Origin of the sequence: Tistlia consotensis USBA 355 (assembly GCF_900177295.1) — a bacterium.
GTDB classification, from domain to species: Bacteria; Pseudomonadota; Alphaproteobacteria; order Kiloniellales; family DSM-21159; genus Tistlia; species Tistlia consotensis.
The window spans coordinates 76,651-90,873 of the sequence record NZ_FWZX01000005.1; the positions used below are offsets into that span (position 1 = coordinate 76,651).

At 70.9% G+C, this 14,223-nt stretch carries 13 protein-coding genes; 3 read left to right on the forward strand and 10 right to left on the reverse strand.

Annotated features, from left to right (window positions below):
• Positions 1–67 precede the first annotated feature (67 nt).
• Both B9O00_RS08720 and B9O00_RS08725 read left to right on the forward strand, forming a co-directional pair.
• Positions 68–1,363, forward strand: a complete 1,296-nt coding sequence (locus tag B9O00_RS08720; protein WP_085122089.1) for a DUF445 domain-containing protein — start codon at positions 68–70, stop codon at positions 1,361–1,363.
• 98 nt (positions 1,364–1,461) lie between these two features.
• The gene (locus B9O00_RS08725) at positions 1,462–1,659 is read left to right on the forward strand and encodes a hypothetical protein (protein ID WP_085122090.1); all 198 of its coding nucleotides are present in this window, start codon (positions 1,462–1,464) and stop codon (positions 1,657–1,659) included.
• A 24-nt stretch (positions 1,660–1,683) separates the two neighbouring features.
• On the opposite strand, the gene B9O00_RS08730 is transcribed toward B9O00_RS08725, so the two are convergent.
• Positions 1,684–2,418 carry a DUF4396 domain-containing protein gene (locus B9O00_RS08730; protein ID WP_085122091.1) on the reverse strand — a complete coding sequence of 245 codons (735 nt, stop codon included), beginning with the start codon at positions 2,416–2,418 and terminating at the stop codon, positions 1,684–1,686.
• A gap of 203 nt (positions 2,419–2,621) precedes the next feature.
• On the opposite strand from B9O00_RS08730, the gene B9O00_RS08735 reads away from it, so the two are divergent.
• On the forward strand, positions 2,622–3,401 hold the full coding sequence (locus B9O00_RS08735) for an HpcH/HpaI aldolase family protein (protein WP_085122092.1): 780 nt from the start codon (positions 2,622–2,624) through the stop codon (positions 3,399–3,401).
• A gap of 46 nt (positions 3,402–3,447) precedes the next feature.
• Here the strand turns inward: B9O00_RS08735 and B9O00_RS08740 are convergent, their stop codons facing one another.
• The 9 genes from B9O00_RS08740 to B9O00_RS08780 form a co-directional block, all read right to left on the reverse strand.
• Entirely contained in the window at positions 3,448–4,320 is an 873-nt protein-coding gene (locus tag B9O00_RS08740; protein WP_143596183.1) for a hypothetical protein, read from the reverse strand.
• 182 nt (positions 4,321–4,502) lie between these two features.
• Positions 4,503–5,381, reverse strand: a complete 879-nt coding sequence (locus B9O00_RS08745) for an SMP-30/gluconolactonase/LRE family protein (protein ID WP_085122094.1) — start codon at positions 5,379–5,381, stop codon at positions 4,503–4,505.
• 37 nt (positions 5,382–5,418) lie between these two features.
• Positions 5,419–6,291 carry an SMP-30/gluconolactonase/LRE family protein gene (locus tag B9O00_RS08750; protein ID WP_200808442.1) on the reverse strand — a complete coding sequence of 291 codons (873 nt, stop codon included), beginning with the start codon at positions 6,289–6,291 and terminating at the stop codon, positions 5,419–5,421.
• Between the two features lie 200 nt (positions 6,292–6,491).
• Positions 6,492–7,460 carry a 3,5-dioxohexanoate:acetyl-CoA acetone transferase gene (gene kce, locus B9O00_RS08755; protein ID WP_085122095.1) on the reverse strand — a complete coding sequence of 323 codons (969 nt, stop codon included), beginning with the start codon at positions 7,458–7,460 and terminating at the stop codon, positions 6,492–6,494.
• The gene (locus B9O00_RS08760) at positions 7,457–8,404 is read right to left on the reverse strand and encodes a 3-hydroxyacyl-CoA dehydrogenase (RefSeq protein WP_085122096.1); all 948 of its coding nucleotides are present in this window, start codon (positions 8,402–8,404) and stop codon (positions 7,457–7,459) included. Before B9O00_RS08760 ends, kce begins: the two co-directional genes overlap by 4 nt.
• Positions 8,405–8,429: 25 nt before the next feature.
• Positions 8,430–9,221, reverse strand: coding sequence for an SDR family oxidoreductase (locus B9O00_RS08765; RefSeq protein WP_085122097.1), 792 nt, complete (start codon positions 9,219–9,221; stop codon positions 8,430–8,432).
• A gap of 26 nt (positions 9,222–9,247) precedes the next feature.
• On the reverse strand, positions 9,248–11,323 hold the full coding sequence (locus tag B9O00_RS08770; protein WP_200808443.1) for an ABC transporter permease: 2,076 nt from the start codon (positions 11,321–11,323) through the stop codon (positions 9,248–9,250).
• Positions 11,320–12,870 (reverse strand): sugar ABC transporter ATP-binding protein, encoded by a 1,551-nt coding sequence (locus B9O00_RS08775; protein WP_085122098.1) that lies wholly within the window; start codon positions 12,868–12,870, stop codon positions 11,320–11,322. Before B9O00_RS08775 ends, B9O00_RS08770 begins: the two co-directional genes overlap by 4 nt.
• A 129-nt stretch (positions 12,871–12,999) precedes the next feature.
• A complete protein-coding gene (locus B9O00_RS08780) occupies positions 13,000–14,151 on the reverse strand; it encodes a sugar ABC transporter substrate-binding protein (protein ID WP_085122099.1) in 1,152 nt (383 codons plus the stop codon).
• Positions 14,152–14,223: the final 72 nt, after the last annotated feature.

The following is a 14,223-nucleotide window of genomic DNA, read 5'->3' on the forward strand; positions in this document are numbered from 1 at the left end:
GATCGATCCCGACTTCTTGGCCTGTCGATCCCGCCCTGCCCGCCGCCACGATCCGGATCCGCCGCCGATGCCCCTGTCCTCCAGCGCCCCGAGCTCGCCCCGCGACCCGGCCCTTCCGACCGGGCCGGCCAACGATGCGGCAAAGCGCCGGGCGCTGCGGCGGCACCGCTTCTGGGCGACCTTCCTGCTGGTCGCCGTCGGCGCCGGCTTCGTCGCCGCGCTGCGGGTGCCGCAGCCGGGCTTCTGGGTCGAGCTGGCCAGGGCCGGCTGCGAGGCGGCGCTGGTCGGCGGCCTCGCCGACTGGTTCGCGGTCACCGCGCTGTTCCGCCGGCCGCTCGGCCTGCCGATCCCGCACACCGCCGTCATCCCGAACAACCAGGCGCGCATCGGCGAAGGCCTCGGCCGCTTCGTCGAGCACAACTTCCTGCAGCCGGAGCTGATTGCCGGCAAGCTGCTGCACGCCCGCCCGGCGGCCCGCGTCGCCGACTGGCTGGCCGAGCGCGAGCACGCCGAGCTGATCGTCGAGCGGATCGCCGCCGCGGCGCCGGTCGCCCTGCGCTCGATCCAGGACCGCGAGATCCGCCGCTTCGTCGCCGGCGCGCTGGAGCGGGAGCTCAGGGGCCAGGACCTGGCGCCGCTGCTCGGCCGCCTGCTCGCCCTGCTGCGCGAGGGCGACCGGCACCAGGAGCTCTTCGACCAGGCGGTCGGCACGGCGCGGCGCTTCCTGGCCGACAACCGGGAGCGGGTCTTCCGCACCATCGCCGACCGCAGCCGCTGGTACGTGCCCCGGACGGTCGACCGCAAGGTCGCGGCCGCCCTGATCGAGGGCGCCGACGAGATCCTGGCAGAGCTCGGCGCCCAGGACCACGAGGCGCGGCGGCGCTTCGACCAGGCGGTCGCGCAGTGGATCGAGGAGCTGCACAGCGCGCCGGAGGCCCGCGCGAAGGTCGCCGAGTGGCGCGACCGGCTGCTCGCCAATCCGGAGATGCGGCGCTACCTGGCCGGCCTCGGCGGCGAGCTGCGCGAGCGCCTGATCGCCGGGCTGGAGAACCCGGACTCGACGCTGCGCCGGGGCCTCGTCGAGAGCCTGCAGGCCCTGGCCCGGGCGCTCGCCCGCGACCCGCACATGCAGGAGCGCTTCGACCGCCGCCTCGCCGAGATCGTGCGCGGCCTCGTGCCGCCCTTCCGGCACGAGATCGGCGGCTTCATCGCCGAGGTCGTCAGGAGCTGGGAGAGCCGCACCGTGGTCGAGCGGATCGAGCTCGCGGTCGGCCGCGACCTGCAGTACATCCGGGTCAACGGCACCCTGGTCGGCGCCGCCGTCGGCTGCGCGCTGTTCCTGGTCACGCACTATCTCGTCTGAGCCGCGCCCGCGCGATAGTCTGGCGGCCTCTCGGAGGCGTCCGGAACGCATCGAGCGACACGCGCATTCGCAAGGGTGCGTCATGGAAAGGAACGACGATGGGCGCTCCCGAGGATCCGCGGAAGATCAGCGATGTCACGGCGCGCGGCGAGGTCTACGAGGCCATGGACACCTACGGGCTGACCGAGGCGCAGGACATCGCGCAGCACCTCAACCTGCCGCTCGCCCAGGTCGAGCGCGTGCTGCGCAACCTCCAGACCGAGCTGCCGCTCGACGACCTCGGCGAGGAGCCCTGAGCGGCGCGCCCGCCTCCGCGCGCCTCACATCTCCTCCTTGATGCCGGCCCGCAGCAGCCACCAGTTGACCGGATAGGCGGTCGCGAAGCCGAACAGCATGGCGATCTGCATCATGAACCAGAACTCCGGGCTGGCGACCTCCAGCGTCGCGCCGAGCAGGTCGCGAAAGATCCAGAAGTTGGCGACCGCCATGAAGCCGTACATGCCGACCTGCCAGGCGGTCAGCGACAGGGTGTCGGCCTTGACCGCCTGCGCCAGCCCGGCCCACAGGCCGAGCCCGCGCATCGGCGCGATGGTGAAGTACTGGAAGGCGACGCCGAAGCCGTAGGCGAAGAGGAAGTCGAGGATCCAGACGGCGAACATCTTCTCCTGGAAGAGCGACTGCCAGCCGAGCCAGACCGCGACGGCCGGCAGCGCGAAGGCCAGCCACTCGGCGCAGATGTCGCCCAGCGTGCAGCCGGCGCCGCAGTGGCTGGTGCCCTTGGCGACCATGATCCAGAAGGGCGTCCCGGCCTTGTTGGGCGGAGTCTCGTCGCGCTGCAGGGCCCGCCGCATCTTCCGGTGCGTCGAAAGGCGCCCGTAGGCGACGTAGCCCCACAGCGCGATCGCCGTACCGAACAGCGCGACGACCGGCCAGACCACCCCCATGATCCACATGTGCTGGGGATGGCGCAGCACGTCGACCAGTACGGCGGCGGCGCAGAGCAGGCCGAGGCCGAGCGCGGCGATCGAGAGCAGGTGCAGCCAGTCGGGAATCATCGAGGCAAACCTCGGTCGTGGCGGGGGACGGGGCAGCCGACCGGTCGGCGGCGTCGTCGGGCCAACGGCAGGGACTTGCCCCTTGTTCCCCGGCGCCCCCTGCCGCGGGGGGCTGCCCTGCGCCCCTGGACCCTTGCCCCCGGCGCCCGGGCGCGGCATGGATGACCGCGAAAAGACGAGCATCGACGGCAGGAGACGAGACGATGGCGGAGCTGCGGACCAACCCCTTCAAGCAGGCGATCCGGGAGGGCCGGCCGCAGATCGGCCTCTGGTCCCAGCTGATGCACCCGCTGGTCGCCGACATCCTGAAGGAGGCCGGCTTCGACTGGATCGTGCTCGACATGGAGCACGGCCAGAACGAGATCCAGGACGTGCTGGTCCAGCAGATGGCCATGACCGGCGGCACCGCCGAGCCGGTCGTCCGGCCGCCGTGGAACGACATGGTCTACCTGAAGCGGATCCTCGACACCGGGGCCCAGACCGTGCTGATCCCGATGATCGACGACGCCGAGCAGGCGGCGCGCGCCGTCTCCTACTGCCAGTACCCGCCGCAGGGCCTGCGCGGCGTCGCCTCGGGCATGCGCGCCAACCGCTTCGGCCGCATCAAGGGCTACCACCCCCTCGCCAACGAGCAGATCTGCGTGCTGGTCCAGGTCGAGAGCCGCAAGGCCCTGGAAAACATCGACGCGATCGCCGCGGTCGCGGGCGTCGACGGCGTGTTCATCGGCCCGACCGACCTCTCGACCGGCCTCGGCCACCTCGCCGACCCGAACCACCCCGAGGTCCAGGCCGCGATCAGGCACGCCGTCGAGCGCTGCAAGGCCGCCGGCAAGCCGGCCGGCATCCTGACCGCCGACAACGCCGCCGCCGAGCGCTACCTCGACTGGGGCTACACCTTCGTCGCGGTCGGCGGCGACACCGGCATCCTGGCCAACGGCGCCGACGCCCTGGCCGGCAAGTTCCTCAAGCTGATCGGGCGGTAATATGGGCTAAGTCGGCTGGCAGCGCCCGAGAACACCAGCGCGGCAGTCACCGAGCCGGCAGTTGCCCCGGGATCATGGCGTCCACCCACGCGGCTTGTAGTTCGCTTGCCGTGCAAACGACCCGTTCTCCCTGCGTCCGCTTGTCGTTGAGGAGTGCGAGCACTCGCTGTTCCATGTCGTAAGCCGCCATCTGGGTCTTCCATCTCTGGGTCAGCACCGCCGTCCAGCTTTCGCCGAGGGTTTCGTGCGGGACATGCTTGTTCACCTCCGCAAGGCGAGCGGCGACATCTTGGGCATGGCCGATCTTCCAGATATTGCGTCTACCGAATCGCAACGCATAGGTCACAGCGGCACCGCTCATGTTCCGCGAGACCTCTCCGGACCATGACGAGGGTGCCGGCCCCTTCGTGGGTCCTGAGGACGACAATGCGTCGGCCAAGGCGCGATGACGTCGGATAAGCTCCAGATCGGGTACGTCAACTTCCTCGCGCGGCAGCTCGAGAACGGCGGCTCGGTCGTCAGCGTCCAGCAACACGGCGCGGACAGTTGCTCCGTAGGATAGCTGCGCTTTGATGACCTCAGTGACCTTCGGACGATCAGGAAACTTCCACGCACGAAGCATCGGCAGAGCCTTCGGCCACTTGAACTTACCGTCGCTGGCAAAGCTTTCCGGCTGCAACGTGGTGGTGTCGAGAACGTCAAGACTGTCGATCGGCAAGCGTCCGATCTCGGCAAGGCCGAGAAAGCGACCGCGATCTCCGAGCGCCGTCGGCTCCTGCTGGGTTCCGACGAAGGCGATGACGTCACCCGCACGCGAACTGCGGATCAGGGAGTCGCGGCTCGCCGCTAGACCGAATGAAATAATAGGCCAGCGTTGCGGGTCGAAGCCCCAGAAGCGCTTTGCAAAGACCTGCCTCAAGTCGGCGCCCCCCTGATCGGAGCTTGGGAAGTCCCGCCGATCGGTCACAACAGCTCAGCGTCGGCCAGCCTTGCCGAGGGGCATCTTAAGCGATCGGTCACGGGCTGTAGAGAGTGCGCGATCGTGCACGAGTCCGCGCCGTCGCGCCGGCTCCCGCCCCTCACCGTGCTCGCGACTTCCCCTCACCCCCCGAAGCGCGGCTCCGGGACGCCCTGGATGCCCAGGTCGTAGATCGCGAAGAGGCTGCCGCGCAGCACGCCGTCGCCGGGGAAGCGCGGTAGCGGCGGCTTGGCCATCGAGGTGACGTAGAGCACGTCGAGCTTCGGGCCGCCGAACATCGCGCTGGTGACCTTCCTGACCGGCATCTCGATGATCCGCTCGACCGTGCCGTCGGGCCGGTAGCGGACCAGCTTGCCGGCATAGACCAGGGCGCTCCAGACGCAGCCCTCGGCGTCGACCGTGGCGCCGTCGGCGGCGCCACCGCCGCTGGTGTCGACCTTGGCGAAGGTGCGCCGGTTGCTGACCCCGCCGGTCGCCTGGTCGTAGTCGTAGGCCCAGATCTCGCCCGACCAGCTGTCGGCGAAATAGAAGGTGTCGCCGTCCGGGCTCCAGCAGGGGCCGTTGGAGACGATGATGCCGCTGTCCAGGCTGTGCAGCGAGAAGTCGGGGTCGAGCCGGTAGAGCGCGCCGTTCGGCCCCTCCTCCATGGTGTCCATCGAGCCGGCGACGAAGCGGCCCTGCTTGTCGACCTTGCCGTCGTTGAGGCGGTTGGCCGGCTTGCCGGGCTCGGGGTCGACGATCAGCGCGACCTCGCCGCTGGCGAAGTCCAGGGTGTGGAAGCCGTTCTCCAGCGACAGGATCGCGCCCCGGCCGTCCTTGCGGATCGCCATCGAGCCGATCTTGCCCGGCACGTCCCAGGCGCGCAGCTCGTGGCCCTCGGCGGTCGCGCGGAAGACCCGGCCGTCGAAGCTGTCGATCCAGTAGAGCCGCTGGCTCTCGACGTCCCAGAGCGGGCCCTCGCCGAGGGTCGTCTTGACGTCGACCAGGACTTCGATGCGCATCGCTTCTCCTCCCTTGCTGCTGTTCCGTCCCGGCCGGTCAGCCGGCGAAGCGCGGCTCCGGCAGGCCGGTGACGCCCAGCCCGTGGACCGCGAAGACCATCCCCGCCTCCCGCTCCTTGTGGCGCACCCCGTCGTGGGGCCGCGCCATCGAGGTCACGAAGGCGATGTCGAGGTTCGGACCGCCGAAGGTGATGCTGGTCGTCGAGAAGACCGGCAGGCCGACCACGCGGTCGACCACCCCCTCGGGGTCGAAGCGGACCAGCCGGCCGGCGTAGACCTCGACCGACCAGAGGAAGCCCTCGGAATCGACCGTGGCGCCGTCGGGGAAGCCCTGGCGCGCCTCGAAGCTGGCGAAGAGCCGGCGCGAGCGCACGGCGCCCGAGGCCGTGTCGTAGTCGTAGGCGTAGATCGCGGCGGCCGAGCTGTCGGCGAAGTAGAGCGTCCGCCCGTCCGGGCTGAAGCAGGGGCCGTTCGAGCAGATGATGCCCTCGTCGAGGACGTGGCAGGAGAGGTCCGGATCGAGACGGAACAGCTTGCCGATCGGGTCGGCCTCCTGGAAGTCCATGGAGCCGGCCAGGAAGCGGCCCTGGCGGTCGACCTTGCCGTCGTTGAGCCGGGGGCGCAGCTCACCGGGCTGGGTCTCGACGATCCGCGTGACCGCGCCGCTGTCGAGGTCGAGGAAGTGGAAGCCGCTGCGCAGCGCCAGCACCGCGCCGCCCTTCTCGCGCAGCGCGAAGGAGCCGATCGGCTCGGGCAGGGACCAGGTCCGGCGGTCGCCGCCCTTCAGGTCGCAGCGATGCAGCGCCGGGCCGTAGGAGTCGATCCAGTAGAAGCGCTCCTCCGCCGGATCCCACAGCGGCCCCTCGCCCAGGCTGTCGCGCTCGGCGACGAAGGTCTCGATGCGCAGCATGGCTCCCTCCTCCTGTTCCGGTGCGTCGCCCACCCCTCACCTCCCACGCTTCGCGTGGGCCCCTCCCTCTCCCCCAAGGGGCGAGGGAATGGACGGGGCCCTTCCTGATCCCTCGCCCCTTGGGGGAGAGGGAGGGGCCCGCGGCCGTCAGGCCGCGGGAGGGTGAGGGGTGACGCCGATCCAGTACCTTCCCCAGCGCCCTAGAAAGCCACCGCGTCGCCGCCCTTGAGCGACAGGATTTCGCGCGCCTCGGCCGGTGTCGCGAGCCGCTTGCCCAGGCCCTCGACGAGCTGGCGGGCGAGCCTGACCTGGTCGGCGTTGGAGGTCGCGAGGCGGCCCTTGCCGGCCCAGAGCGAGTCCTCCAGGCCGACGCGGATGTTGCCGCCCATGGCGGCGGCCTGCGCCGCGATGCGCAGCTGGCTGGCGCCGGCGCCCAGCACCGACCAGCGGAAGTCCCTGCCGAACAGCCGGTCGGCGGTCCGCTTCATGTGGATGACGTCCTCGGGGTGGGTGCCGATGCCGCCGAGCAGGCCGAAGACCGACTGCACGAAGAACGGCGGCTTGACCAGGCCGCGGTCGGCGAAGTGCGCCAGGTTGTAGAGATGCGAGATGTCGTAGCACTCGAACTCGAAGCGCGTGCCGTTGTCGTAGCAGGTCTGAAGAATGAACTCGATGTCCTTGAAGGTATTACGGAAAACCAGATCGCGGGTAGCCTCGAGGTGCTGCCGCTCCCACTCGAACTTGAACTCCTTGTAGCGGTCGACGAGGTGGTAGAGGCCGAAGTTCATCGAGCCCATGTTGAGCGAGGCGACCTCGGGCTTGAAGGTGTCGGCCGGCCTCACCCGCTCCTCGACGCGCATGTAGGGGCTGCCGCCAGTGGTGATGTTCACCACCGCGTCGGTGTTCTGCTTGATGCGTGGCAGGAAGCGCGCGAAGGCCTCCGGCGTCTGGTCCGGCTGGCCGGTCTCGGGGTTGCGCGCGTGCAGGTGCAGGATCGCCGCGCCCGCCTCGGCGGCGGCCAGGGCGTCGGCCGCGATCTGGTCCGGCGTGATCGGCAGGTGCGGCGACATGGTCGGCGTGTGGATCGCGCCGGTGACCGCGCAGGTGATGATCACCGCCTCGGCGCCGGCGCCGACAGAAGCCCTCTTGTTCATGCCGCTCTCGCTCATTTGCCGAACTCCCGATCCGATTGCTTCTTGTGGGCCGCCAGGGCGATCAGCCGGCGGTCCCGCCACAGCTGGCGCGCCGCCAGCTCCCGCTCCGGCAGCCGCCCGCGCCGCTGCGCCAGCACCCGCTCCAGCACCGGCCCGGCCCAGTCGGCGCGGTGGCGCGTCTGCTCGAAGATGTTGCTGTAGATGCCCTGGTAGCGCGCGACGTAGTCGGCGACGCCGCCAGGCGCGTTGAGGTCGATGGTCTCGAAGGGGCCGATGAAGGACCAGCGCAGGGCGAGACCGTCGCGGATGCCGATGTCGACGTCCTCGACGCTCGCGTAGCCCTCGTCGACCAGCCGGAAGGCCTCCTCCAGCAGGGCGCCCTGCAGGCGGTTCATGACGAAGCCGTCGAGCTCGCGCTGCATGACGATCGGCGCGTGCCCGGCCTCGACCAGCAGCGCCCGCGTGCGCTCGACCGCTTCGGCCGAGGTCCAGGGCGCCGGCACGACCTCGGCGGCCGGGATCAGGTAGGGCGGATTGATCGGGTGCACGACCAGGCAGCGCGCCCTGCCCTTCAGCGCCTCGGTGAAGCGCGAGGGCAGCAGCGCCGAGCTGGAGCTGGCGATGACCGCCGCCGCGGGCGCGGCCTCGTCGAGCTCGGCGAAGACCCGCCGCTTGACCGAGAGATCCTCCGGCGTGCTCTCCTGGACGTGCGCCGCATCGGCCAGGGCGGCCCCGAGGTCGGTTTCCGGCGCGATGCGCGCCAGCACCTCGGCGGGCGTGGCGCCGTTCAGCAGGTCGTGGGCGGCCAGGTCCTTCAGGATCTCCGAGACGAAGCCGAGCGCCGCCTCGGGCGCCGCCGGCTCGCGGTCCCAGAGCGCGACGCGGAAGCCCGCGCGGGCGAAGGAGATGGCCCAGGCCCGGCCGATCAGGCCGCTGCCGACGAGCGCGATCTTGGTCATTGTTCTGGAACCCTCCGTCATGGCGTCACAGGGTCTCGACGTTGCCGTCCACGCCGAGCGACTGCCCGGAGATGTTCCAGCCGTCGGGCGACAGCAGGAAGGCGACCATGCCGGCGACGTCGTGCGGGCTGGTCATGCGGCGCAGCGAGATGCGGTCCAGATATTGCCGCTCCATCGCCTCGAACGACACCCCGACCTGCTCGGCGCGGGCGCGGATCACGCCGGCCATGCGCGGCCCCTCGATGATGCCCGGCAGGATCGCGTTGACCCGGATGTTGGCCGGCCCGAGCTCCTTGGCCAGGCTCTGGGTGAAGCCGATGAGGCCGAACTTCGCCGAGGAATAGGGGCTGCGGAAGGCGTAGCCGTAGCGGCCGGCCGCCGAGGACATGTTGACGATGGCGCCGCCGCCGGCGGCCTTGATCAGCGGCACGGCATGGTGGGCGCAGAGGAAGCTGCCGGTCAGGCTGACCTCCAGGCAGCGCCGCCAGTCGGCCGGGGAGATCTCCTCGACGCCCCCGGTCGGCCCGGCGATGCCGGCGTTGTTGATCAGCGCGTCGAGGCCGCCGAGCTCGCTCTCGGCGACCGCGACCAGGGCCGCGACCGCCGCCTCGTCGGTGACGTCGGCCGGCCGCGCCAGGGCCTGGGGGAAGCGCGTCGAGAAGTCGGCCAGGGCCGGCTCGGCGACGTCGCAGACCAGGACCCGCGCGCCCTCGGCGATCAGCCGCTCGGCGATCGCCAGGCCGATGCCGGCGGCGCCGGCGGTGATCAGCACGCGCTGGCCCTGCAGGCCCGGTCTGGTGCTTCTTTCGTCTGTCATGGGCAGCTTCTCCGATGAAGGGCCGATCAGCCGGCACGCCGCTCGCGCAGCGCGATGACGGCGCCGAGCACGACGAGACCGAACAGGATGGCGCGGGTGGCGTAGGGCAGCGTGGTGCCGGCCAGGAGCGTCTGCAGCGCGGTCAGCAGCAGCACGCCGCCAAGCATGCCGAGGTAGTGGCCGCGGCCGCCGGTGATCAGCGCGCCGCCGACCACGACCACCGCGATCGAGGGCAGCAGGTAGTCGTCGCCCATGCCCAGGCTGGCCTGGCCCGAGAAGCCGGTCAGCAGCACGCCGACCAGGCAGGAGCAGAGCGCCGAGAGCACGTAGACGCCGACCAGGGTCCAGTCGACGTTCACGCCCGAGAGGCGCGCCACCCTCTGGCCGTTGCCGATGCCGTAGACCCGCCGGCCGAAGGCGGTGCGGCCGAGCAGCAGCACGGCGAAGACGACGAAGGCGGCGACGAAGAACACGACCGGCGTGATGCCGACCAGCTTGGCGGTCATGAACCAGCGCAGGAGCGGCGAGGAGAAGCCGTCGGGCGTGCCGCCCGAGTAGATCAGCGCCAGGCCCTGCAGGATGCCGTTCATCGCCAGGGTCATGACGATCGGCGAGAGGCCGAGCACGACGATGCCGAGGCCGTTGACCAGGCCGACCAGCACGGCGACCAGCAGCACCGCCGGCAGCGCGTAGAGCAGCGCCACGTCCGAGCCCTTGACCAGGCCGGCCAGCAGGATGCCGCAGAGGCCGATGGTCCAGGGCACCGAGAGGTCGAGGCCGCCGGTCAGGATCACCGTGCCCTGGCCCAGCGCCAGGATCGCCAGGAAGCAGGACAGCACCAGCAGCGAGTTCCAGTAGGTCCAGTTGCCGACCGCATGGCCGAGCCAGATCTCGGTGACCAGGACGACGCCGAGGAAGCAGAGGTAGGCCGGCAGCGCAAAGCGCAGCGTCTCGGCGTGGCGCTGGCCGAAGCCGACCGCCGTCGTGGCTCGGCGCCGGGCCGGCAGCGCCAGCTTGAGCCGCCGGTCGCCGCCGCCGAGCTGCCCGGGCAGCTGGCCGCGCCGGGCGGCGCCGAGCCGGCGGCCGGCGGCGCGCAGCTGGCGGGCCAGCACCGAGTCGCGGCTGACCGAGGCGCCGAGCACGGCGAGCACCAGGATCGTGCCCTCGGCGATCGTCGAGTAGTAGGCCGAGACGTTGAGCACCAGCAGGATGTTGACGACGATCATCAGGATGTAGGCGCCGAACATCGAGCCGAGCGGGCCGCCCCGGCCGCCGCCCAGGCGGGTGCCGCCGACCACCACGGCGGCGAAGATCGACAGCAGCATCGGGTTGCCGACCAGCGGGTCGCCGGAGCCGGTCTGGGCGCTGATGAACACGCCGGCGAGGCCGTAGAGGCCGCCGGCCAGCACGTAGACCGCGAAGCGCACCCAGTCGACGCGCAGGCCCGTCGAGGCCGCGGACTCGGGATCGCTGCCGACCGCGTAGAGCGCCGTGCCGAAGCGGCTCTTCTTCAGCCACAGCCAGAGCAGCCCGAGCACCCCGAGCAGCACCAGCGGCATCGGCAGCACGCCCGGGATGGCGTCGCCCAGGTAGGCGCTGCCGAGCGACGGCGAGACGAAGCCGCCGGGCTTGTCCATGACCAGCAGCGTGACGCCCTGCAGGATGAACATGCTGGAGAGCGTGACCACGATCGGCTGCAGGCGCAGGAAGGCGATGAAGAAGCCGTTGAAGGCCCCGGCCAGGGCGCCGACGCCGATGCCGGCCGCGGTCCAGAGCGGCACCGAGGCGTTCATGTCGGTCATGTCCATGTTGCTGGCCAGCACGACGTTGACCAGCGAGATGACCGCGGCCGCCGAGAGGTCGAAGCCGCCCGACAGGATGACCAGCGTCTCGCCGACGGCGGCGATCGCCAGAGTCGCGCCGCCGCTCGACAGGAAGGAGACGTCGAAGTAGCTCAGCGGCCCCTGGCTGATCAGGTCGACGACCAGGAACAGGGCCGCGAAAGCCAGCATGGCGATGACCAGGCCGCGGCTGCGGTTGAGGCTGCGGCCGAGCCGCGCCAGCGCCGTCATGCGCGCGCCGTTCCCGGACAGCGCGCTCACGACGCCGCCTCCTCGACCACGTCCGAGCCGCCGAGCGCGGCGCGCATGATGGTCGTCTCCTCCAGCGCGTCGCCGGCCAGGGTCTCGACCGTGCGGCCGCCGTAGAGCACCACGACCCGGTCCGAGAGGTTGACCAGCTCCGGCACCTCGGTCGAATGGAACAGGATCGAGCCGCCCTGGTCGGCGAAGGCGCGCATCAGCAGGTAGATCTCGTGCTTGGTGCCGACGTCGATGCCGCGCGTCGGATCGAACAGCAGCAGGATCCGGCTCTCGGCGAACAGCCACTTGGCCAGCACGATCTTCTGCTGGTTGCCGCCGGAGAAGGCCGAGACCCGGGTCCAGAGCGCGCGCCGGTCGATCTCGACCCGGTCGAAGGTCGCGCCGACCTCCTCGAGCTCGCGCGCGCCGTCGATCAGGCCGCCCGAGAGCAGCGGCCGGGTCAGCCGGCCGATCACCGGCAGCGAGGCGTTGCGCCGGCCGTCGAGCTTCAGGAACAGGCCCTCGCTCTTGCGGTCCTGCGGCACCAGGCCGATGCCGATCTCGGGCCTCAGCGCGTCGCGCGGCGAGGTCATGACGACCGGCCTGCCGTCGACCTCGATGCGCCCGCGGTGCGTCTCGGCCAGGCCGAAGCAGGCGTGGAAAAGCTCGAGCTGGCCCATGCCCTGCAGGCCGGCGACGCCGAGGATCTCGCCACGGTGCAGGGTGAAGCTGGCGTGGCGCAGCTTGGCGCCGGCCGAGAGGTCCCTGCAGCCCAGCACCGGCTCGCCGATCGCGCCGGGCGCCCGGGTGCGGTCCGGATAGGTCTGGTCGAGGCTGCGGCCGACGATCAGCTCGATGACCTCCCGGTCGCTGATCTCGCCGACCGCGCCGGAGGTGATGTGCTGGCCGTTGCGCAGGATGGTCAGGCGGTCGCAGAAGGCGCGCACCTCGCGCATGCGGTGCGAGATGAAGACGATGGTGACGCCGCGCCGCTTCTCCTCGGCGATGATCTCGCCGAGCCAGTCGACGTCGCGGCCGGTCAGGGTCGAGGTCGGCTCGTCGAGCAGCAGGATCCTGGGCTCGCGGAACAGCGCGCGGGCGATCTCCAGCTTCTGCTGGACCGCCAGGTCGAGCTCGCCGACCTCGGCCCCGAGATCGACCTCGAAGCCGAGCCGGTCGAAGTGCGCGCGCAGCGCCTCGGCGGCGCGCCGGCGCCGGATCATGCCGCTCGGGCCGACCGGCGCGTAGGGCATCAGCATGTTGTCGAGCACGGTCAGGTCGCGGACCAGGGTCATCTCCTGGAAGGCGGTCTGGATGCCGGCCCGGTGGGCGTGGCGCGGCGAGGCCAGGGCGACCGTCCCGCCGAACACCTCGAAGCGGCCGTGGTCGGGCTCGAGCAGTCCCGACAGCAGCTTGACGATGGTCGACTTGCCGGCGCCGTTCTCGCCGAGCAGGGCATGGACGCTGCCCGGCGCGATCTCGAAGGAGACGTCGTCGACCGCGACGGTCGCGCCGAAGGATTTGCGCACCCCGACCAGGGAAACGGCCGGAGCAGCGGCCTGGATCATGGCATGGGCTCCCGGGGACGGCGCCGGGCGGCGCCGCCAGTCTGAGCGAAGGAAACGGCCTGGGCGAAAAAAGGCGGGGCGGACCGGATCCGGCGGGACCGCAACCGGCCCGCCCGCGGGAGGTTCGGCTCAGAGCTCGGGTTGGCCCACCAGAGCGGCGTTGAGGCCGATCTCCGGGGTCTGCTCGGAGAAGATCGAGGCAAACCAGCCGGGGTTCGGCACGATCGACGGCTTGAAGGCGTTGCAGCCGTTCTTCATCTCTTCCCAGGTGCCCTGGTCGCACAGCTTGACCGTGTCGTTGGTCACGATCGGCAGCGGCAGGATCACCTTCTTCGGCACGTCCTTGCCCTCCAGCTTCTGGACCGCCAGCTTGAGCGCGAGCGCGCCCGAGTAGGGCGGCGAGGCATAGGAGATGCGCGGCGCGCCGAGCGGCGCGTAGGGCGAGGAGGCACCCTCGACCTCGGTGCCGACCGGCAGCATCTGGATGCGGCCGCCGTTGGCGCCCTCGCCGGCGCAGGGCAGCAGCTGCTCGGGCTTCTTGCCGGCTTCGAGCTGCATGGCGTTGGCGGTGTAGCAGCCGACCTGCATCCACAGGCCGTCGATGTCGTCCCAGGTCCGGGTCGCCAGGATCTTGGACAGCTCGGTGCGCGCCACGGCCTGGCTCCACATGCCGACCGCCTCGCCGACGACGTGGATGTCCGGGTACTTGGCGAAGACCTCCTTGGCGGCGGCGGTGCGCAGGTTGTCGACCGAGGTCCCGGGCACGCCGGTGACCACGACGATGTTGCCCTTGCCGTTCAGCTTCTTGGCCAGCCACTCGGCGGTCACCCGCCCGGCCTCGGTCTGGTCGATGTGGACGTTGTAGGCGCAGGGCTCGGTGATCTCGGCATCGTAGGCGAAGACCAGCACGCCCTTGTCGCAGGCGTTCTTGACGACCTGGTTGAGCGCCGTCGGCGAGATTGGGAAGACGACGATCGCCTCGGCGCCGGCCTGCACCATGGCGTTGATCTGCTGGATCTGGCGCTGGGCGTTCGGGCCGGCGACCTGGACCTGCAGGTCGACCTTGTCGGCGAGGCTCTTATGCAGGGCCATCGCCTTGACCATGTTGGCGGCCTCGGCCTGCCAGTCGTTGCCGATGAAGCTCATCGACAGGAAGATCTTGTGCTTGCCGGCGGCCCGGGCGGGCGTCGCCGGGCCGCTGCCGGCGAGCAGCGCGGCCCCCAGGGCCAGCGTGCCGGCCGCGAGCGCCGCGCCCCGCAGCATCCTCGAGATGCGAGTCATGAAATCCCTCCTCCCTCATCGTTTCGCCCGCCCTTCAGCGAGCGGTTTTCGTCGGGACCCGCGGCAGCCGCG

What these genes read in the sequence shown, in the direction of transcription:
- B9O00_RS08720 (WP_085122089.1), top strand. Translation starts at nt 68, where the DNA reads ATGCCCCTGTCCTCCAGCGCCCCGAGCTCGCCCCGCGACCCGGCCCTT.
- B9O00_RS08725 (WP_085122090.1), top strand. Translation starts at nt 1,462, where the DNA reads ATGGGCGCTCCCGAGGATCCGCGGAAGATCAGCGATGTCACGGCGCGC.
- B9O00_RS08730 (WP_085122091.1), bottom strand. Translation starts at nt 2,418, where the DNA reads ATGATTCCCGACTGGCTGCACCTGCTCTCGATCGCCGCGCTCGGCCTC.
- B9O00_RS08735 (WP_085122092.1), top strand. Translation starts at nt 2,622, where the DNA reads ATGGCGGAGCTGCGGACCAACCCCTTCAAGCAGGCGATCCGGGAGGGC.
- B9O00_RS08745 (WP_085122094.1), bottom strand. Translation starts at nt 5,381, where the DNA reads ATGCGCATCGAAGTCCTGGTCGACGTCAAGACGACCCTCGGCGAGGGC.
- B9O00_RS08750 (WP_200808442.1), bottom strand. Translation starts at nt 6,291, where the DNA reads ATGCTGCGCATCGAGACCTTCGTCGCCGAGCGCGACAGCCTGGGCGAG.
- kce (WP_085122095.1), bottom strand. Translation starts at nt 7,460, where the DNA reads ATGAGCGAGAGCGGCATGAACAAGAGGGCTTCTGTCGGCGCCGGCGCC.
- B9O00_RS08760 (WP_085122096.1), bottom strand. Translation starts at nt 8,404, where the DNA reads ATGACCAAGATCGCGCTCGTCGGCAGCGGCCTGATCGGCCGGGCCTGG.
- B9O00_RS08765 (WP_085122097.1), bottom strand. Translation starts at nt 9,221, where the DNA reads ATGACAGACGAAAGAAGCACCAGACCGGGCCTGCAGGGCCAGCGCGTG.
- B9O00_RS08775 (WP_085122098.1), bottom strand. Translation starts at nt 12,870, where the DNA reads ATGATCCAGGCCGCTGCTCCGGCCGTTTCCCTGGTCGGGGTGCGCAAA.
- B9O00_RS08780 (WP_085122099.1), bottom strand. Translation starts at nt 14,151, where the DNA reads ATGACTCGCATCTCGAGGATGCTGCGGGGCGCGGCGCTCGCGGCCGGC.